Source organism: Lysobacter sp. (genome assembly GCF_035655815.1).
Taxonomy (GTDB): Bacteria; Pseudomonadota; Gammaproteobacteria; order Xanthomonadales; family Xanthomonadaceae; genus Lysobacter_J.
Genome location: NZ_DASRTS010000036.1, coordinates 18,984 through 36,372, shown reverse-complemented (window position 1 = coordinate 36,372; position 17,389 = coordinate 18,984). Strand labels below are relative to the sequence as shown.

Genomic DNA, 17,389 nt, shown 5'->3' with positions numbered 1-17,389 from the left:
GCTGCGACCACACCGGCACGATCGCATGCACGCCGAGTTCGGTGGCCTTCTGCAGGATGAGATCCATCTTCTCGCCCTTGGCCACGCCCTGAAGCAGGACGAGGCGCAGCGGCGATTCGCGCTCGACCGGCGACGCCTCGCCGATGCGCAGCCGCGCCTCGCGCTTGCCGACCGCGGCGATCGATGCCGCGTAATCGTTGCCGTCGCCGTTGAACACGACGCAGGCATCGCCGACGCCGAGACGCAGCACGCGGGTGAGGTGCGCGGCTGCGCTGTCGGACAATGCGATCTCGGCGCCGGGCGAGAGCGCATCGGGCACGAACACACGGGTCAGGCGCATGAGCGGCCTCCGAAGGCGGCGTCGATCGCATGACGCGTGGTGTCGGCGAGCAGGTCGAGCGCGTCGTCGCCGATGCAGTAGGGCGGGAACCAGTACAGCACGTCGCCGAGCGGACGCAGCAGCACGCCGCGGGCGATGGCCTCGCGGTACGCGCGCAGGCCGCGGTTGCCGGCGATCTCCACGGCGGTGCCGTCCTCACCGCTGCCGGCGGCCATTTCGATGGCGACGATCATGCCGGTCTGGCGTACGTCGACCACGTTCGGATGCGAGCGGAATGCGGCCGCGCGTCCGGCCATCTTCGACGCGGTGACGCGGTTGCGTGCAATGACGTCGTCGCGCTCGAAGATGGCGAGCGAGGCCAGCGCGGCGGCGCAGCCCAGCGGATTGCCGGTGTAGCTGTGCGAATGCAGGAAGGCGCGCTCGCGCGAGTCGTCGAGGAAGCCATCGAAAATGCGCTGCGACGTCAGCACCGCCGCCAGCGGCAGCGAGCCGCCGGTGAGGCCCTTCGACAGGCAGAGCAGGTCGGGCGCGATGCCGGCCTGCTCGCACGCGAACATCGTGCCGGTGCGTCCGAAGCCCACCGCGATCTCGTCGGCGATCAGGAACACGCCGTGCGCGTCGCAGAGCTCGCGCACGCGGCGCAGGTAGGCCGGATGGTGCATGCGCATGCCGCCCGCGCACTGCACCAGCGGCTCGAGGATCAGCGCGCAGACGGTGTCGCCATGCTCGGCCAGCAGCGCGGCCAGCGCATCGGCGGCACGGTGCGCGCGTTGCTCGGCCGATTCGTCCGCAGCGGCCTGGAACGCGTCGGGCGACGGCGCGAACAGCGCCTCGGCGAGCAGCGGCGCGTACACGCGCCGGTACAGCGGAATATCGCCGACCGCGAGCGCGCCCAGCGTCTCGCCGTGGTAGCTGTTCTCCAGCGCCACGAACTTCGTGCGTCGCGCCTCGCCGGCGTTGCGGAACCAGTGGAACGCCATCTTCAGCGCGACTTCCACGCCCGCCGAGCCGTTGTCGGCATAGAAGACCTTCGACAGCGCCGCGCGCCCGGCCTGGCGCGGTGCGATCGCCAGCAGCTTTTCCGCCAGCGTCACCGCGGGCTCGTGCGTGCAGCCGGCGAGGATCACGTGCTCGAGCGTGCGCGCCTGCGTCGCGATCGCCTCGGCGATGCGAGGCTCGGCATGGCCGTGGATGCAGGTCCACCAGCTCGACACCGCGTCGAGGTATCGCCTGCCGTCGAAGCCGTGCAACCACTCGCGCTCGCCGCGTTCGATCGGCAGCAGCGGCAGCACGTCGGGGTGCTCGCGCATCTGCGTGCACGGGTGCCAGAGCACCGCCAGGTCGCGTGAGCGCCACGCTTCGGCAGTCGCGGCGCCGTTCGCTATGATCGTCGTATCGAATTGCTGCATCCCGCCATTATCGGCCGGCACGCGGCCCGCTCCCAGCATGCTGTGGCCGGGTGTCCGCAGGCCGCCGATGGAGCCGGCTTCCGCCGTGCCGGGACCATGGCGTTCTCATCCGGATACCGCATGTCCCGTCGCCTGCCCATCATCCACCGCATCACCGAGCACGAAGCCGGCCCGTACCGCCTGGAACGGCTGGACCTGGAGTTCGCCAACGGCGAGCGTCGCCACTACGAACGTCTGCATGGCCGCGGGCACGGCGCGGTGGTGGTGGTGCCGATGCTCGACGACGACACCGTGCTGCTGGTGCGCGAGTACGCCGCCGGCGTGCACCGCTACGAGCTGGGACTGGTAAGGGGCCGCATCGACGCGGGCGAGACGCCCGAGGAAGCCGCCGACCGCGAGCTGAAGGAAGAAGCTGGCTACGGTGCGCGCGACATCACGGTGCTGCGCGCGCTCACGCTGGCGCCCACCTACATGAGCCACCAGGCGCACCTGGTGCTGGCGCGCGACCTGTATCCACAGCGCCTGCCGGGCGATGAGCCGGAGGAACTGGAGGTCGTGCCGTGGAAGCTGGACGACCTGCACCAGCTGATCCTGCGCGAGGACTTCTCCGAAGGCCGCAGCATTGCCGCACTGTTCATCGCCCGCGAGTGGCTGAGGACGCAACCGACATGATTCCGCACACGCTGCGCGAGGACGTGATCGCGCTGGCGCAGGACGCCGCTTCGGCCATCCTGGGCATCTACGACAGCGAGTTCGCCGTGATGCACAAGGACGACGATTCGCCGCTCACCGCCGCCGACCTGGCTGCGCACCGCTGCATCGTCGAAGGCCTGGCGCGCATCACGCCCGAAATCCCCGTGCTGTCGGAGGAATCCGCACACGAGATCTCGACGCGGGAGCGTCGCGGCTGGTCGCGACTGTGGCTGGTCGACCCGCTGGACGGCACGCGCGAGTTCGTCAAGCGCAACGGCGAGTTTACGGTCAACATCGCGCTGATCGAGGACGGCGTGGCCGTGTTCGGCGTGGTACAGGCGCCCGTGACCGGCGCGCTGTGGCATGGCGGTGCGGAACTGGGGGCGTTCCGCCGCGAGGGCGAGCGCGACATGCCGCTGCGCGCACGCGCACCGGCCACGGCGCCGCTGCGCGTGGCCGCCAGCCGTTCGCATCGCGATGGACGCACGCAGGCCTTCATCAACCGCATGGGCGAGGTGGAACCGGTGGGCCTGGGTTCGTCGCTCAAGTTCTGCCGTCTGGCCGAGGGCGGCCTGGACGTGTACCCGCGCTTCGGCCCGACCAGCGAGTGGGACACGGCCGCCGGCCAGTGCGTGCTGGAAGGCGCGGGTGGCGCGGTGGTCGACCCGCACGGGAGGCCGTTCCGCTACAACCAGCGAGAACGCATCCTCAACGGCGACTTCATCGCGCTGGGCGACGTGACGTTGCCGTGGCGCCGCTGGCTGCACGAAGACCCCGGCGCGGCCCACCGACTCTGAATCCGCACCGCGAATGCACGTGACCGACGCACAAGACATCCAGCGCCTGCTCGAGATCATGGCCCGCCTGCGCGACCGCAAAAGTGGTTGCCCGTGGGACATCGAACAGACCTTCGCGACCATCGCGCCGTACACCATCGAGGAAGCCTACGAAGTCGCCGATGCGATCGACCGTGACGACCTGGACGATCTTCGCGATGAGCTGGGCGACCTGCTGCTGCAGGTCGTCTTCCATGCGCAGATGGCGCGCGAGCAGGGCGCCTTCGCGTTCGGAGACGTGGTGCAGGCCATCAGCGACAAGATGGTGCGACGCCATCCGCACGTGTTCGCCGGCGAGGAAGTCGCCGACGCGGAGGCACAGACCATTGCCTGGGAAGAACACAAGCGCCGCGAGCGCGAGGCCAGCGGCCACGAGGACCGTTCCGCGCTGGCCGGCATCGCGCGGGGGCTGCCGGAATGGCAGCGTGCGGTGAAGCTGCAGAAGCGCGCCGCGCGCGTGGGCTTCGACTGGCCGGACGTGACGCCGGTAATCGCCAAGCTGCACGAGGAGATCGACGAGGTGCGCGTGGAGTTCGCGGCGCTGGAGGCCGATCCGGCCGACGCACAGGCGCGCGACCGGCTGGAGGACGAGATCGGCGACGTGCTGTTCGTCTGCGCCAACCTCGCGCGGCATGCCGGCGTCGACGTGGGCGCTGCGATGCGTCGCGCCAACCTCAAGTTCGAACGACGCTTCCGCGCGATGGAAGCGCTGGCCGATGCGGCCGGAACGCCGCTTGCCGGCCTCGGACTGGAAGCGCAGGATCGGCTGTGGGACCAGGCCAAGGCCGCGGAGAAAGCCGCCGGCCCGGAGTCGTAGGAGTGAGCTTGCTCGCGACTGCGCTTCGTGGATGTCGGGTCGCGAGCAAGCTCGCTCCTGCGGGGCGGCCATCGGGAGGGAACGCCATGAAACGCTTCGCCAGCTTCCGCGAGTTCTATCCGTTCTACCTGAGCGAGCACGGCGACCGCACCAGTCGGCGGCTGCATTTCATCGGCAGTTGCGGCGTGCTGGCGCTGGTGGCCACCGCGATCGTCCGGGCAAACGCATGGTGGCTGCTGGCGGCGCTGGTATGCGGCTACGGCTTCGCCTGGGTGGGCCACTTCTTCTTCGAGAAGAACCGGCCCGCGACCTTCAAGCATCCGTTCTATTCGTTCGCCGGCGACTGGGTGATGTTCAAGGACATCCTCAGCGGCAAGATCCGATTCTGAGTGCCGCCGTCAGTCCAGGAAGATCAGCCAGGCCGCGACGACGATCAGGGCGAAGCCCGCCCAGTGGTTCCACTTGAGCGGCTGCCCCAGGTACCAGGTCGAGAATCCCGCGAAGACCAGCAGGGTGATCACCTCCTGCATGCCCTTGAGCTGCGGCGCGGAGTACACCGCGCTGCCGATGCGATTGGCCGGAACCATCAGGCAGTATTCGAACAGGGCGATGCCCCAGCTGACCGCGATGGCCAGCGTCAGCGGCGCGGACTTGTACTTCAGGTGTCCGTACCAGGCGAAGGTCATGAAGAGGTTGGAGCCGAGCAGCAGGACGATGGGCAGGACGCGTTCGATGGGCATGGGCGGGTCGGCAGTGGGTTGGTTCAGCTTGCGCAGGGGCGTTCACGTGGTCTCCACCTGGTCCTAGGCAGCCTTCACAAAGCTGAAGCACGGGAGGTTTTGCATGCAGGGCACCAGCACAAGGGATGGCGGCCTGGTCCTCATTGTGGAGGACAACCGCAACATCTCGGAAATGGTCGGCGAATACCTGGAAGGACGGGGTTTCGAGGTCGACTACGCCAGCGACGGTCTGGACGGCTATCGCCTGGCCACGGAAAACAACTACGACGTCATCGTGCTCGACCTGATGCTGCCGCGCATGGATGGCGTGGAGCTGTGCAAGAAGCTGCGCGAGGAAGCGCGCAAATCGACGCCGGTGCTGATGCTGACCGCGCGCGACACGCTGGACGAGAAGCTCACCGGCCTGGGCGCAGGCGCCGACGATTACCTGACCAAGCCGTTCGCCATCCAGGAACTGGAAGCGCGCCTGCGTGCACTGATCCGGCGCGAACGCCGCCAGGTGGGCGGCGAAGTGCTGAAGGTCGCGGACCTGGTGCTGGATCCGGCCAGCCTGCGGGTGACCCGTGGCGGCAGCGAGCTCCAGCTTTCGCCGATCGGCCTGCGGCTGCTGACCATCCTGATGCGCGAATCGCCGCGCGTGGTCAGTCGCCAGGAAATCGAGCGGGAGATCTGGGGCAACGGCCTGCCCGACTCGGACACGCTGCGCAGCCACCTGTACAACCTGCGCAAGACCATCGACAAGCCGTTCGACAAGCAACTGCTGCATACCGTGCAGAGCGCCGGGTATCGCGTGGCCGACATCTCGCAGCCGCCCGACTGAGGCGCACCGGGGAGCCATGCCGCAGGGACTTCCGCGCAAGATCAAACTGGCGTTCATCACCCAGGCGTTGATCGGCAGCATCGTGATCACGGTCGGCATCGTGCTGACCGGCGCGATCGTGCGCCAGCAGGTGGTGGAGAAACGCGTCGAGCGCGAAGCCGGCGCGTTCTGGGAAGCGTATGAGCGCGATCCCAGCCACCGCCCGCCGGTCAGCTCGACGATGTCGAGCTATGTCGTCATCCCGGGCGTGTCCGAGCCGCAACTCCCGGTGGAACTGCAGAACCTGCGCGGCAACGGCGTCCAGCGCCTGCCCGACAGCGGCAAGCTGGCCTTCGTGGACCGCAGGCCGCAGGGCACGCTGTACATCGTGTTCTCGGCATGGCTGGCCGACCAGTCGGTGCTGCTGACCGGGCTGGTGTCCGCGCTGCTGTCGCTGATCACCAGCGGCGTGCTGATCTGGCTGACCTACCGCACGTCCAAGCGCCTGGTGACGCCCGTGAGCTGGCTGGCCAACCAGGTCGCGCACTGGGATCCGCGCGATCCCAATGCCAGTGCGATCGCGCCGGCGAACCTGCCGCCGGACGCCGGCGATGAAGTGCACAAGCTCTCGCGCGCGCTGACCGGCCTGTCGCAGCGCGTGGGCGACTTCATCCAGCGCGAGCGCAACTTCACCCGCGATGCCAGCCATGAACTGCGCACGCCGCTTACGGTGATCCGCGTCGCCACCGACCTGATGTTGTCCGATCCGGACAACAGCGTGCGTACGCAGCGCTCGCTCACGCGCATCCAGCAGGCCGGACGGGATATGGAAGCGGTGATCGAGGCGTTCCTGATCCTCGCGCGCGAGGCCGACGTCGCACCGCAGAGCGAGGAGTTCGAGGTACGCGAGATCGTCGCCGCCGAGGTCGAGCGGGTGCGCCCGCTGCTGGGCGACCGCCCGGTCACGGTCACGTTGCATGACGAAGGCGCGCCGCGGCTGTTCGCGCCGCCGCACGTGCTGCGCGTGATGGTCGGCAATCTGCTGGGCAACGCGGCGCGCTTCACCGAAAGCGGCGAGATCGAGGTCCGCCTGATGCCCGATCGCGTGGTGATCCGCGACAGTGGCATCGGCATGTCGCCCGAGACGCTGTCCAAGGCATTCGACCCGTTCTTCCGCGCCAACGGCGAGGGCGACGGCAAGGGCATGGGGCTGTCGATCGTGCGGCGCCTGGGCGAGCGCTTCGGCTGGCCGGTCAGCCTGGCGAGCGCGCCCGGGCAGGGGACCACCGCGGTGATCCGTTTCACGCGCTGACGGCGCGTGCGACGCTGTCGCACCGCACCGCATCTCCTGACGTTGGCCGAACGCGGCCGAAATGACACGATCTGTCCACTGAACGAATGTACGTCGCGGCTGTCAACCACGACGTCACCGGCGCGTTCGCGCCGGCATGCCCTTTGAGCGAGCCACATGAGCGCAGCCCGCCCGTCCCGTAGTCCTTCCCGCAAGCCCAATCCCTGGATCCGCCGCGGCATCGCCGCCGCCGTCGTGGTGGCCGTCGCCGCGGTGGGGTTCTACGTCTATTCCAGGCGCGAAGCCGAAGCGGCCACCGGCGCGTTCCGCACCGTGCCGGTCGAGCGCGGCGACATCCGCGTCGCGATCTCCTCCACCGGCACGCTGAGCGCCATCTCCACGGTAACCGTGGGCAGCCAGATTTCCGGCCAGGTCACCGACGTGCTGGTCGACTACAACGACCGCGTCACCAAGGGCCAGGTGATCGCGCGCATCGATCCCAAGACCTACGAGGCACAGATCGCGCAGGGCAATGCGCAGATCGCCAGCGCGCGCGCGACGCTGTCGCAGGCGCAGGCCACGCTGGTCAACGCCGAACTCGATTACCGCCGCAAGTCGGATCTCGGTGCCCGGCAGTTGGTCGCGCGCAGCGACGTCGATCTGGCCAAGGCCGCGCTCGACCAGGCGCGAGCGCAGGTCAACGCCGCGCAGGCATCGATCCGCCAGCAGACGGCATCGACCGAGACCACGCGCGTCAATCTCGACCGCACCGTCATCCGCTCGCCGGTCGACGGCGTGGTGCTCACGCGCAGCATCGAGCCCGGACAGACGGTGGCGGCCAGCCTGCAGGCGCCGGAACTGTTCACCATCGCCGAGGACCTGGCGAAGATGAAGATCGAACTGGCGGTGGACGAGGCCGACATCGGCCAGGTGCGTCCGGGCCAGAGCGTGTCGTTCACCGTCGACGCGTTCGCCGATCGTCAGTTCCGCGGCACCGTGGAACAGGTGCGCCTGTCGGCGACCACGACGAATAACGTCGTGACCTATCCGGTGGTGGTGACCGTGGACAACAGCGACGGCACGCTGCTGCCGGGGCTGACCGTCAACGCCGAGATCGAGGTGAGCCGCCGCGACAACGTGTTGAAGGTCGCCAATGCCGCACTGCGCTACAAGCCCGCGGAAGAGGGTGCTGGCGGCCAGACACCGCAGATGGTGGCCGGTCCGCGCGGCGGCTCGGGCGTGATCGACGATCTCACCCGCACGGCCGGCACGATGGGCCTGGACGCGCAACAGCAGGCTGCGTTCGACACCGCCATCGCCGCGGTGCGCGAGCGCCAGGCCGCGCGCCAGGCTCAGGCCGCGCAGCAGGGCGGCGGCAATCGCCTGTTCGGCGGCGGTGCCGGTCGCGGTGGCCCGCCAGGAGGCATGGTGGTCATGGGCGGCGGCGCCGGCGGCAACCTGCAGGCGCAGATGCGCCAGCGCATGGCTGAGCGCTTCAAGGAGGACTTCGCCGCGTTCCGCGCCACGCTGGACGACAGGCAGAAGGCCACGTGGGACGCCGCACTGTCCGGCCTGCTCAACGCCAGGCGCGCGCCGCTGTATCGCCTGGTCGACGGCCAGCCGCAGATGGTGATGGTGCGCATCGGCGCGAGCGACGGCAGCAACACCGAGATCTCCGGTGGCGGCCTTAAGCCGGGCGACCAGATCGTCACCGGCGAACGGGTCCGCGAATGAGCGTCGTGACCGACATTGCGCAGTCGGTGGACGTTGCGGTGATCCGCACGCAGAGTCTGTGCAAGACCTACGCCGCGCACACCGAGGCCGAAGTGCAGGCGCTGCGCAATGTGGACCTGCGCATCGATCGCGGCGAATTCGTCGCGATCATGGGGCCGTCCGGTTCGGGCAAATCCACGCTGATGAACCTGATCGGCTGCCTGGACACGCCCACCGCCGGCACCTACGAATGCGACGGCGTGGACGTGTCGACGCTGGACGCAGAGGAACTCGCAACCCTGCGTCGCGACAAGATCGGCTTCGTGTTCCAGGGCTTCAACCTGCTGCCGCGCATGAGCGCGCTCGACAACGTCGCCATGCCGCTGGGGTACGCACGCGTGCCGCCGCATGAGCGCCTGGAGCGTGCGCGCGAGGCACTGGTCGCCGTGGGCCTGGGCGAACGCGTCGGCCACCGTCCCAGCGAGTTGTCGGGTGGCCAGCAGCAGCGCGTGGCGATCGCGCGCGCACTGATCAACCGCCCGCCGATCCTGCTGGCCGACGAGCCCACCGGCGCGCTCGACAGCAGGACCGGCGAGGAAATCCTCGCGCTGTTCAAGCGCCTGCGCGACGAAGACCACACGGTGGTGCTGATCACCCACGATGCGGAAGTCGCCGCGCACGCCGACCGCATCTACGTGATGCGCGATGGCGAGCTGCATGAGGAACCGGGATTCGCCAGCAGCGACGCCGCGCACGATGCAGCCCGTGGTTCCTCGACGCCCGGTGCGGACGGGGGCGCGCGATGAACTTCTCCGACATCCTGCGCACCGCCATCTACGCGCTGCGCGGCAACTGGATGCGCAGCGCGCTGACGTCCCTGGGCGTGATCATCGGCATCGCCGCGGTGATCGTGATGGTGTCGGTGGGCCAGGGCACGCAGCAGGAGATCGACAAGATGGTCTCCGGCCTGGGCTCGCAGCGGCTGGACGTCAATCCCGGTGCGTCGCGTGGTCCGGGCGGCGGCGTACGCATGAGCGCGTCGAGCTTCTTCACGCTCAACGAGGGCGATGTCGAGGCCATCCGCAACGAGATCCCCGAGGTGCAGTACGTCGCCGGCGCGCTGCGCGGCAGCACGCAGGTGGTCTACGCGGAAAACAACGCGTCCACGAGCTGGCAGGGCGTGCAGCCGGATTTCTTCGACATCAACGGCTGGACCATCGCCAACGGCGAAGGCTTCGACTCGCAGGACTACACGAGCGCCGGCAAGGTGGTGATCCTGGGCGACACCGTGCGGCGCACTCTGTTCGGCGACGATGCGGGCATCGGCCAGACGATCCGCCTGGGCCGCGTGCCGTTCACCGTGGTCGGCACGCTCAAGCCGAAGGGGCAGGGCGGCTTCGGCCAGGACCAGGACGACGTGGTGATGGTGCCGCTGCAGACCGGCCGCCGTCGCCTGATGGGCGCGATGGGCCTGCCGGCCGGCGCGGTCATGCAGATCGCGCTGACCGTGGCCGACGCCAAGGACCTGAACTACGCGCAGGGCGAAGTCGAAGCCCTGCTGCGCCAGCGCCACCGCATCAAGCCGGGCGAGGACGACGATTTCAACGTGCGCAACATCTCGGAGATCGTCGCCACGCGCACCGCGACCACGCGCCTGATGTCGCTGCTGCTGGGCGCGGTGGCGACCATTTCGCTGATCGTCGGCGGCATCGGCATCATGAACATCATGCTGGTCTCGGTAACCGAGCGCATCCGCGAGATCGGCTTGCGAATGGCCGTCGGTGCGGGCCCTTCGGACGTGCGCCGACAGTTCCTGGCCGAGGCGATGCTGCTGTCTCTGGGCGGCGGCGTGCTCGGCATCGCGATCGGCGTGGTCGGCGCGTTGCTGGTCGGCCGGTTCGGCTCCCTGCCGGTGGCGCTCAACGGCCAGGTGATCGCGCTGGCGGCGACGTTCTCGATCATGACGGGGTTGTTCTTCGGCTATTACCCGGCGAGGAAGGCGTCGCAGCTGGATCCGATCGAGGCGTTGCGGCAGCAGTAGGTTGTTGCGATTTCGAGTGAGGATGCGAGTGCGCCGCAGCGCAGTCGGGGCATTTCGCTTGTGGTTGTGGCCGGGACTATTGTCGCCAGTGCTTTAACTCATCATCCCGGCGAAAGCCGGGATCCACTTTGCCGTTGCTCTTGCTCGTGCCAGTCGCTTTTGATCGTCATTCCCGCGAAGGCGGGAATCCAGCGACTTTCACGCTTTCGACGTGCGTTGGAACGGCAACAGCCACAGCTTCCGTCCGCTCCAGCCGGACGGATCACAGTGCTTTGCTGAATTGCTTCAGGTACGACGCATCTGCTCTTCGCTCGTCATCCCGGCGAAAGCTGGGATCCAGGTTGTTGTTGCTCTCGCTCGTCATTCCCGCGAAGGCGGGGATCCATGGACTTTTCGCGCTTTACCGTTGTGCTGTCAGGAGCAACAGCAACAGCTTCCGTCCGTCTAAAGCCGGCCGGGTCACTTTTCTTTGCTGACCCAAAGTCCGACTGGATTCCCTTCGGTCAAACGTAACCAAAAGAAAGGGTCTTCCCCGACACAGCAATCCCACGACCGGAAAGGAGTAGGCGCCCCGCAAGTCGGCATCCGTGCCTCCTTGCTCAGCGCCGCACATCCTTGTGCGGCGCCCTCCGGGTCTAGCGATGTGCTCGGCTGTTCAACAACAGCCGCCGCAACCGCAATCGCAATCGCAGGGACGCGGTTCGCTCGGTCACCCGTGGATCGGCCGCCTGAAGCAAATCCGCTCGATCCAGACGAGCAAAAGCCGGCTCCGATTCAAGACGACGTGCGCCGCCCCCCAGGCGTAGAAGCGCCAAGTGGGATCTCAGGAGATTGACGTGACCGCTACATGCACCGACCGGGACACCGCTATCGCCGCCCGCAGCGCTATCCTCACCCTTCGCCCTGAACCATCGACCTGTCCATGCGCCTGCTCATCCCGCTGCTTGCCCTTGCCGCCATGTCCGCCCATGTCCACGCCGCCGATGCGCCTGCCAGACCGAAGACGGCACTGGTGATCCACGGAGGTGCGGGTTTCGTGCCGAAGGATTCGATCAGCCCGCAGGAACTCAAGGCGTATCACGCGGCGCTCAATCGCGCGCTCGATGCCGGCAATGCAGTGCTGCAAGGCGGCGGCACGGCGCTGGATGCGGTGACGGCAGCGGTCGTGGTGCTGGAAGACGCGCCGCAGTTCAACGCGGGCAAGGGCGCGGTGTTCAACGCGAAGGGTGGACACGAGCTGGACGCGGCGATCATGGAAGGCCATACGCGTCGTGCGGGCGCGGTCGCCGGGGTCACCACCATCAAGAATCCGGTCAAGCTGGCGCGTGCGGTGATGGAACACAGCCCGCACGTGATGATGGCCGGCGCAGGTGCCGAGGCATTTGCCGATTCGCGACCCGAGATCGAGCGCGTGCCCAATACCTACTTCGACACGGACAAGCGCCGGCAGCAACTGGAAAAGGCGCAGCGCGAGGAAGCGGCCAAGGGCAAACGCGAAGCGCGCACCGGAGATGCGGACGCACCCGCGTACTTCGGCACCGTGGGCGCGGTGGCGCTGGATGCGCGGGGACACATCGCCGTGGCGACCAGCACCGGTGGCATGACCAACAAGAAATGGGGCCGCGTCGGCGACGCGCCGATCATCGGTGCGGGCACCTGGGGGGACGATCGTTGTGGCGTGTCCGGCACGGGCTGGGGCGAGTTCTACATCCGCAACGCGGTCGCGCACGACATCTGCGCGCGCGTGGCTTATCGCGGCGACTCGCTGCAGGCCGCGGCGGACGAAGTCATCAACAAGGTGGTGCCGGCGACCGGTGGCGATGGCGGCGCGATCGCACTGGACCGCGACGGCAACATCGCCATGCCGTTCAACAGCGGCAGCATGTTCCGTGGCTGGATCCGTCCCGACGGCAGCCGGGGTACGGCAATCCACGAGGCGGAGTGACGGGTCGGGACGGCGCGCCGCGTAGTTGATCGTTCGCCGAAAGACCAGGCCTGCTCGGACTGCGCCCAGATGCCGTCATCCCGGCGAAAGCCGGGATCCATTTGCTTCCGTACCACGTAGCCGAAGGCAATACGCTGGGGCTTTGCGGACGTGACAACTGCAGCGCCCGCGCGTGTCGCCCGTTCGACGTCGCAGCTTCGTCGCCCCTCACCCCAACCCCTCTCCCGTCGGGAGAGGGGCATGCGCATTGGCGGGTTACGCGGTCTGACCCGCCTGCTGCTGCATCCACTCGTCCATGCGCCGCTTGAGTTCTTCCGGCGAGACGTCCTCGACGTGCGTGCCGAAGGTCCACTTATGGCCGAACGGATCGACCACGGTGCCCATCCGGTCGCCCCATGCCTGGTTCTCGACGGGGCGGTCCACGGTGGCGCCGGCCTTTACCGCGCGGTCGAACGACTTGTCGGCGTCCTCGACGTAGATCACGAACGTGGACGTCGCCCCGCCGCGCGTCTTCGGGCCCAGCGCACCCATGTCCGGCCATTCGTCCGACAGCATCAGCATCGAGTCTCCGATGCGGATTTCGGCGTGACCGATCTTGCCGCCCATCGGCAGTCGGTACACCTCTTCCGCGCCTAGGGCATCGCGGTAGAAGTCCAGCGCCGCGGCGGCGTCGTTGACGATCAGGTAAGGGGTGACGGAGTGGTACCCGTCCGGAATCGCGCCCATGGTGGTCTCCGGTGATCCAGGGTGGGGCCGCTAGTGCGGCAGTTTGCTGGCCAGCAGGTCCACCCGGTCGATCCGGGGCGGCTGGGCCAGCAGTTCGTCGGCCTTGGCGAACAGCGCCGCGGCGATGGGGCCGTCCAGGTGCGCCTGGCGGCCGGCTTCGCTGTCGAAGGTGTCGTAGATGCCGAACGAGGTCGGACTGAAGCGCAGGGCAAACCAGGTGCGCGTGCCGGGTTCGGACTCGGCCAGCGGCAGCGCGCTGCGCAGGAACTGTTCGACCTCGTCTTCCTTCCCGGGGCGGGCTTCCAGCCGGGCCAGCAGGGCACAGCGGGACATGGCGCAACCTCCGGGGCGGGAAAGCTCCGCAGCCTAGGCGGGGCGCCGCTAAGCGGGTGCGAAAAACGCGCTACGCCGGTATGACAGCGCGTCGGGCCGGGCCCGCGCTGCGGGCGGGTGCAGGGGGCTTGTGGCAAAATCGGCCCCCTGTCGCGGCCCGCCCGCGTTCCCGTTCCCATCGAACCGTCTCCATGCCGATCGCCGATCCGTCCACGTCCGCGCGCGCCTGGTCCATTGCCGGCCGGATTCCGGTCCCCGCAATGCCGTCCTCTTCGTTCTCGGGCTGACCCATGGCGGACGAGTTCGGGCACCTGCCGCGCGGGCCAGCGCGGATCGCCAAGGCGACCATGTGGTCCATGCAGGGCCTGCGGGCCGCGTGGCTGTACGAGTCCTCCTTCCGCCTGGAGGTCTACCTGTTCGTGATCCTGTCCCCGGTGGGGTGGGTGCTCGGGCAGACGCCGGTGGAGCGCGTGCTGCTGATCGGCTCGATGCTGCTGGTGCTGAGCGTGGAACTGCTCAACTCCGCGGTGGAAGCGGTGATCGAGCGCTACGGCCCCGAGTTCCACGAACTGGCCGGTCGTGCCAAGGACATGGGCTCGGCCGCGGTGTTCGTGGTGATGATGAACGTGCTGCTGACCTGGGGCGCGATCCTGCTGCCCCGTCTGTTCTGAACAAGCTAGGAAAACTCGCAAGTGATCGTTGAAATGCTGACCGATCCGCAGGTGTGGATCACCCTGGTGACCTTGAGCGCGATCGAGATCGTGCTCGGTATCGACAACCTCGTCTTCATTTCCATCGCCGTCAGCAAGCTGCCGTACGCGCAACGCGAGAAGGCGCGCAAGTTCGGCATCGCGGTGGCGTGCATCACGCGAATCGCGCTGCTGCTGACGCTGGCCTGGCTCGCCGGCCTGACCAACGACCTGTTCACCGTGTTCGGTCAGGGCATCTCGGTGCGCGACCTGGTGCTGATCCTCGGCGGCGCCTTCCTGTTGGTGAAGGGCACGATGGAGATCAAGGACCTGATCATCGGCGAGTCCGAGGAAGAGGACATCCACACCAAGCCGAAGGCATCGTTCATGGGCGTGATCGCCCAGATCGCGGTGATCGACATCGTGTTCTCGCTGGACTCGGTGATCGCCGCGGTCGGCATGGCCAACCACACGCCGGTGATGGTGGCGGCGATCCTGCTGGCGGTGGCGGTGATGCTGCTGGCGTCCAAACCGCTTGGCAACTTCATCGACCACAATCCGACCATCAAGATGCTGGCGCTGGCCTTCATCGTGCTGGTGGGTGTGTATCTGGTCGCCGACGGCTTCGAGCTGCACATCCCGAAGGGGTACATCTACGGCGCGATGGGCTTCTCCGCCCTGGTCGAATGCCTGAACCTGTGGGCCAAGCGCCGCGCGCAGCGCCGCCTACAGCCCGAATAAGGCACGTCGCCTTCGATCGACGGGAACGGCCTTCCTTCGGGGAGGCCGTTTTCTTTTGGGCGATAACGCCGGCGTAACAAAGCCGGGACCTCATTGCACGACGACGGGCCGGGTGGTGGAATGCCGGCCAACGTCACGGAAGGAGTTCCCCCATGATCCGTCTTGTGCAGGCGTTCGCGCTGCTCATCCTGGTCGCGATGCTGAGCGGCTGCGGATACAACACCATCCAAGAGAAGGACGTGGCGGTCGATGCCGCCTGGTCGGAGGTGCTCAACAACTACAAGCGCCGAGCCGACCTGGTCCCCAACCTGGTGGCCACGGTGAAGGGTTACGCCAGCCACGAGGAGCAGGTGCTGACGCAGGTGACCGAAGCGCGCTCGCGCGTGGGCAGCATCAACGTCAACGCGGACGACCCGCAATCGCTGGCGCAGTTCCAGCAGGCCCAGGGCGAACTGCAGAGCGCGATCGGCCGGCTGCTGGTGGTCAGCGAGAACTATCCGCAGCTGAAGGCCGACCAGAACTTCCTGCAGTTGCAGGCGCAACTGGAAGGCTCCGAGAACCGGATCACGGTGGCGCGCCAGCGCTTCATCCGGGCGGTGCAGGACTACAACACCACCATCCGCCGCTTCCCGGTGAATCTCACCGCGATGGTGTTCGGCCACAAGGCCAGGCCCAACTTCGGCGTCGAGAACGAAGCACAGATCCAGGAAGCGCCGAAGGTGGACTTCGGTACTCCGGCGCAGCAGCCGCCGGCGCAGCAGCCGCAGCCCGCGCCGTCGAACGGCTGATCGACGTCTGACTGCAGTACGAGCGCAGCGCGCAGGTGCATCCCGTGTCCGAACCTTCAGGCCGTTCCCTCTCTCGCCTGGAGAGGGGTTTCGCATGGCGTCGGCTGGCGGCCCTCGTGCTGCTGGTCGCGTGCGCCTTGGCGCAGGCGCAGGAGCTGGCTCCCATTCCCGAGCTGACCTCGCCGGTGATCGACACCACCGGTACGCTCGATGCGGCGACCCGGCAGCAGCTCGAAAGCCAGGCGCTCGCGCTACAGCAACGCAAGGGCAGCCAGCTGCAGGTGCTGATGGTGCCGACGACGCAGCCGGAGGACATCGCCCAGTACGCGGTGCGCGCCTTCGAGCAATGGAAGATCGGGCGCAAGGGCGTCGACGATGGCGTGCTGCTGGTAGTCGCCAAGGACGACCGGCGCGTGCGCATCGAGGTGGGTTACGGCCTGGAGGGCGCGATTCCCGACGCCACGTCGGCGCGCGTGATCCAGGAATACCTGGTGCCGAAGTTCCGCGCCAACGACTACGCCGGCGGCATCACCGATGCCTCCGCGGCACTGGTCAAGCTGATCGACGGGGAACCGTTGCCGGCGCCGATGGCCGACCACACAGCCGAACGTCGCGGCGATGGCAGTGGCTGGCTGGTCGCGCTGTTCGTGGCCTTCATCGTCGCGCAGGTGGCACGCGGCATCTTCCGCGGTGCGCCGTCGCTCATCCGCGGACTGGTTGGCGGTGCTGCAGCCGGTGGCGTCGCGTGGCTGCTCTCCTCGCTGCTGCTGGTCGGCGGACTCGGCGCCGCGATCGGCTTCTTCCTCGGCCTGGCCTCCCTGCCTACCGGCGGGCGCTATGCGCGCGACCGCGGCTGGGGCGGCTATGGCGGTTGGGGCGGCGGCGGATTCGGTGGGGGTGGATTTGGCGGCGGCGGTGGCGGCTGGGGCGGTGGCGGTGGCATGAGCGGAGGCGGCGGCGCCTCCGGCAGCTGGTGAGGGACGGAACATGCGCGTGCTGAAGCATCTGTTCCCCCCGTCGGCCAGGCGGCTGTTCCCGGGCGAAAGCCTCAAGCGGATCACCCAGGCCATCGCCGAGAGCGAGCTGCGCCACAGCGGAGAGATCTGTTTCGCCGTCGAGCCGGCGCTGCATCCGCGTGCGGTGCTGGCAGGCCAGCAGGCGCGCGACCGTGCGCACGAGGTGTTCGCGCAATTGCGAGTGTGGGACACGCACGCCAACAACGGCGTCCTGCTGTACCTGCTGCTGGCCGATCACCGCATCGAGATCGTGGCCGACCGCGGTTTCCAGGGGCGCGTCAGCGACGAACAGTGGCAAGGCGTGTGCCGACTGGTCGAAGAACACCTGCGTGCCGGCGAGGCCGAAGCGGGCGTGCTGGCCGGCGTGGCGGCAATGTCGGAGCTGCTGGTCCAGCATTTCCCGCGCGATCACGGTACGCACGACATCAACGAGCTGCCGGACCTGCCGTACATCCTCTGAGCATCGATGCTT

At 68.0% G+C, this 17,389-nt stretch carries 19 protein-coding genes and 1 pseudogene; 15 read left to right on the top strand and 5 right to left on the bottom strand.

What is annotated here, in order from left to right; translation table 11 throughout:
• Together VFE83_RS10150 and bioA are read right to left on the bottom strand one after the other, a co-directional pair.
• On the bottom strand, positions 1 to 340 hold a 340-nt coding region (locus VFE83_RS10150), incomplete at its 3' end, for an RsmE family RNA methyltransferase (protein WP_324905703.1).
• Positions 331 to 1,749: an adenosylmethionine--8-amino-7-oxononanoate transaminase gene (gene bioA, locus VFE83_RS10145; RefSeq protein ID WP_324905701.1), complete on the bottom strand. Its 1,419-nt coding sequence runs from the start codon at positions 1,747 to 1,749 to the stop codon at positions 331 to 333. The genes bioA and VFE83_RS10150, both read right to left, overlap by 10 nt.
• 120 nt (positions 1,750 to 1,869) lie before the next feature.
• Between bioA and nudE the strand changes: the two genes are divergently transcribed.
• The 4 genes and pseudogenes from nudE to VFE83_RS10125 all read left to right on the top strand — a co-directional run bounded on the left by nudE (position 1,870) and on the right by VFE83_RS10125 (position 4,484).
• Positions 1,870 to 2,421, top strand: a complete 552-nt coding sequence (gene nudE, locus VFE83_RS10140) for an ADP compounds hydrolase NudE (protein ID WP_324905699.1) — start codon at positions 1,870 to 1,872, stop codon at positions 2,419 to 2,421.
• Positions 2,418 to 3,239 carry a 3'(2'),5'-bisphosphate nucleotidase CysQ gene (cysQ, locus tag VFE83_RS10135; protein ID WP_324905697.1) on the top strand — a complete coding sequence of 274 codons (822 nt, stop codon included), beginning with the start codon at positions 2,418 to 2,420 and terminating at the stop codon, positions 3,237 to 3,239. Before nudE ends, cysQ begins: the two co-directional genes overlap by 4 nt.
• A 13-nt stretch (positions 3,240 to 3,252) precedes the next feature.
• Positions 3,253 to 4,077: pseudogene (mazG, locus tag VFE83_RS10130) on the top strand (nucleoside triphosphate pyrophosphohydrolase); the annotation flags it as partial.
• A gap of 104 nt (positions 4,078 to 4,181) precedes the next feature.
• Positions 4,182 to 4,484: a DUF962 domain-containing protein gene (locus VFE83_RS10125; RefSeq protein ID WP_324905693.1), complete on the top strand. Its 303-nt coding sequence runs from the start codon at positions 4,182 to 4,184 to the stop codon at positions 4,482 to 4,484.
• Between the two features lie 9 nt (positions 4,485 to 4,493).
• Here VFE83_RS10125 and VFE83_RS10120 read toward each other — a convergent pair whose 3' ends face one another.
• Positions 4,494 to 4,835 carry a DMT family protein gene (locus VFE83_RS10120; protein WP_324905691.1) on the bottom strand — a complete coding sequence of 114 codons (342 nt, stop codon included), beginning with the start codon at positions 4,833 to 4,835 and terminating at the stop codon, positions 4,494 to 4,496.
• A 103-nt stretch (positions 4,836 to 4,938) separates the two neighbouring features.
• On the opposite strand from VFE83_RS10120, the gene VFE83_RS10115 reads away from it, so the two are divergent.
• The 6 genes from VFE83_RS10115 to VFE83_RS10090 all read left to right on the top strand — a co-directional run bounded on the left by VFE83_RS10115 (position 4,939) and on the right by VFE83_RS10090 (position 12,624).
• Positions 4,939 to 5,655, top strand: coding sequence for a response regulator transcription factor (locus tag VFE83_RS10115; protein ID WP_158982465.1), 717 nt, complete (start codon positions 4,939 to 4,941; stop codon positions 5,653 to 5,655).
• Positions 5,656 to 5,671: 16 nt separating this feature from the next.
• Positions 5,672 to 6,946 carry a HAMP domain-containing sensor histidine kinase gene (locus VFE83_RS10110; RefSeq protein WP_324905688.1) on the top strand — a complete coding sequence of 425 codons (1,275 nt, stop codon included), beginning with the start codon at positions 5,672 to 5,674 and terminating at the stop codon, positions 6,944 to 6,946.
• A 156-nt stretch (positions 6,947 to 7,102) separates the two neighbouring features.
• Entirely contained in the window at positions 7,103 to 8,659 is a 1,557-nt protein-coding gene (locus VFE83_RS10105) for an efflux RND transporter periplasmic adaptor subunit (protein ID WP_324905686.1), read from the top strand.
• Positions 8,656 to 9,444, top strand: a complete 789-nt coding sequence (locus VFE83_RS10100; protein ID WP_324905684.1) for an ABC transporter ATP-binding protein — start codon at positions 8,656 to 8,658, stop codon at positions 9,442 to 9,444. The genes VFE83_RS10105 and VFE83_RS10100 overlap by 4 nt, the downstream gene beginning before the upstream one ends.
• The gene (locus VFE83_RS10095) at positions 9,441 to 10,679 is read left to right on the top strand and encodes an ABC transporter permease (RefSeq protein ID WP_324905682.1); all 1,239 of its coding nucleotides are present in this window, start codon (positions 9,441 to 9,443) and stop codon (positions 10,677 to 10,679) included. Before VFE83_RS10100 ends, VFE83_RS10095 begins: the two co-directional genes overlap by 4 nt.
• A gap of 922 nt (positions 10,680 to 11,601) precedes the next feature.
• Complete coding sequence (locus VFE83_RS10090) at positions 11,602 to 12,624, top strand: isoaspartyl peptidase/L-asparaginase (RefSeq protein WP_324905679.1); 1,023 nt, start codon at positions 11,602 to 11,604, stop codon at positions 12,622 to 12,624.
• Positions 12,625 to 12,879: 255 nt separating this feature from the next.
• Here the strand turns inward: VFE83_RS10090 and VFE83_RS10085 are convergent, their stop codons facing one another.
• Complete coding sequence (locus tag VFE83_RS10085) at positions 12,880 to 13,350, bottom strand: VOC family protein (RefSeq protein ID WP_324905677.1); 471 nt, start codon at positions 13,348 to 13,350, stop codon at positions 12,880 to 12,882.
• Positions 13,351 to 13,380: 30 nt separating this feature from the next.
• On the bottom strand, positions 13,381 to 13,683 hold the full coding sequence (locus VFE83_RS10080; protein WP_324905675.1) for a putative quinol monooxygenase: 303 nt from the start codon (positions 13,681 to 13,683) through the stop codon (positions 13,381 to 13,383).
• Between the two features lie 290 nt (positions 13,684 to 13,973).
• Between VFE83_RS10080 and VFE83_RS10075 the strand changes: the two genes are divergently transcribed.
• From VFE83_RS10075 to VFE83_RS10055, 5 genes are all read left to right on the top strand, one after another.
• A complete protein-coding gene (locus VFE83_RS10075) occupies positions 13,974 to 14,354 on the top strand; it encodes a diacylglycerol kinase (protein WP_324905673.1) in 381 nt (126 codons plus the stop codon).
• A gap of 21 nt (positions 14,355 to 14,375) precedes the next feature.
• Entirely contained in the window at positions 14,376 to 15,113 is a 738-nt protein-coding gene (locus VFE83_RS10070; RefSeq protein WP_324905672.1) for a TerC family protein, read from the top strand.
• 152 nt (positions 15,114 to 15,265) lie between these two features.
• Positions 15,266 to 15,901, top strand: a complete 636-nt coding sequence (locus tag VFE83_RS10065; RefSeq protein WP_324905670.1) for a LemA family protein — start codon at positions 15,266 to 15,268, stop codon at positions 15,899 to 15,901.
• 77 nt (positions 15,902 to 15,978) lie between these two features.
• A complete protein-coding gene (locus tag VFE83_RS10060) occupies positions 15,979 to 16,878 on the top strand; it encodes a TPM domain-containing protein (RefSeq protein WP_414674720.1) in 900 nt (299 codons plus the stop codon).
• A 10-nt stretch (positions 16,879 to 16,888) separates the two neighbouring features.
• Positions 16,889 to 17,377 (top strand): TPM domain-containing protein, encoded by a 489-nt coding sequence (locus VFE83_RS10055; protein WP_324905666.1) that lies wholly within the window; start codon positions 16,889 to 16,891, stop codon positions 17,375 to 17,377.
• The last annotated feature ends 12 nt before the right edge of the window (positions 17,378 to 17,389 follow it).

What these genes read in the sequence shown, in the direction of transcription:
- VFE83_RS10065 (WP_324905670.1), top strand. Translation starts at nt 15,266, where the DNA reads ATGATCCGTCTTGTGCAGGCGTTCGCGCTGCTCATCCTGGTCGCGATG.
- VFE83_RS10080 (WP_324905675.1), bottom strand. Translation starts at nt 13,683, where the DNA reads ATGTCCCGCTGTGCCCTGCTGGCCCGGCTGGAAGCCCGCCCCGGGAAG.
- VFE83_RS10090 (WP_324905679.1), top strand. Translation starts at nt 11,602, where the DNA reads ATGCGCCTGCTCATCCCGCTGCTTGCCCTTGCCGCCATGTCCGCCCAT.
- VFE83_RS10095 (WP_324905682.1), top strand. Translation starts at nt 9,441, where the DNA reads ATGAACTTCTCCGACATCCTGCGCACCGCCATCTACGCGCTGCGCGGC.
- VFE83_RS10110 (WP_324905688.1), top strand. Translation starts at nt 5,672, where the DNA reads ATGCCGCAGGGACTTCCGCGCAAGATCAAACTGGCGTTCATCACCCAG.
- VFE83_RS10125 (WP_324905693.1), top strand. Translation starts at nt 4,182, where the DNA reads ATGAAACGCTTCGCCAGCTTCCGCGAGTTCTATCCGTTCTACCTGAGC.
- VFE83_RS10075 (WP_324905673.1), top strand. Translation starts at nt 13,974, where the DNA reads ATGGCGGACGAGTTCGGGCACCTGCCGCGCGGGCCAGCGCGGATCGCC.
- VFE83_RS10055 (WP_324905666.1), top strand. Translation starts at nt 16,889, where the DNA reads ATGCGCGTGCTGAAGCATCTGTTCCCCCCGTCGGCCAGGCGGCTGTTC.
- nudE (WP_324905699.1), top strand. Translation starts at nt 1,870, where the DNA reads ATGTCCCGTCGCCTGCCCATCATCCACCGCATCACCGAGCACGAAGCC.
- VFE83_RS10100 (WP_324905684.1), top strand. Translation starts at nt 8,656, where the DNA reads ATGAGCGTCGTGACCGACATTGCGCAGTCGGTGGACGTTGCGGTGATC.
- bioA (WP_324905701.1), bottom strand. Translation starts at nt 1,749, where the DNA reads ATGCAGCAATTCGATACGACGATCATAGCGAACGGCGCCGCGACTGCC.
- VFE83_RS10105 (WP_324905686.1), top strand. Translation starts at nt 7,103, where the DNA reads ATGAGCGCAGCCCGCCCGTCCCGTAGTCCTTCCCGCAAGCCCAATCCC.
- VFE83_RS10115 (WP_158982465.1), top strand. Translation starts at nt 4,939, where the DNA reads ATGCAGGGCACCAGCACAAGGGATGGCGGCCTGGTCCTCATTGTGGAG.
- VFE83_RS10085 (WP_324905677.1), bottom strand. Translation starts at nt 13,350, where the DNA reads ATGGGCGCGATTCCGGACGGGTACCACTCCGTCACCCCTTACCTGATC.
- cysQ (WP_324905697.1), top strand. Translation starts at nt 2,418, where the DNA reads ATGATTCCGCACACGCTGCGCGAGGACGTGATCGCGCTGGCGCAGGAC.
- VFE83_RS10120 (WP_324905691.1), bottom strand. Translation starts at nt 4,835, where the DNA reads ATGCCCATCGAACGCGTCCTGCCCATCGTCCTGCTGCTCGGCTCCAAC.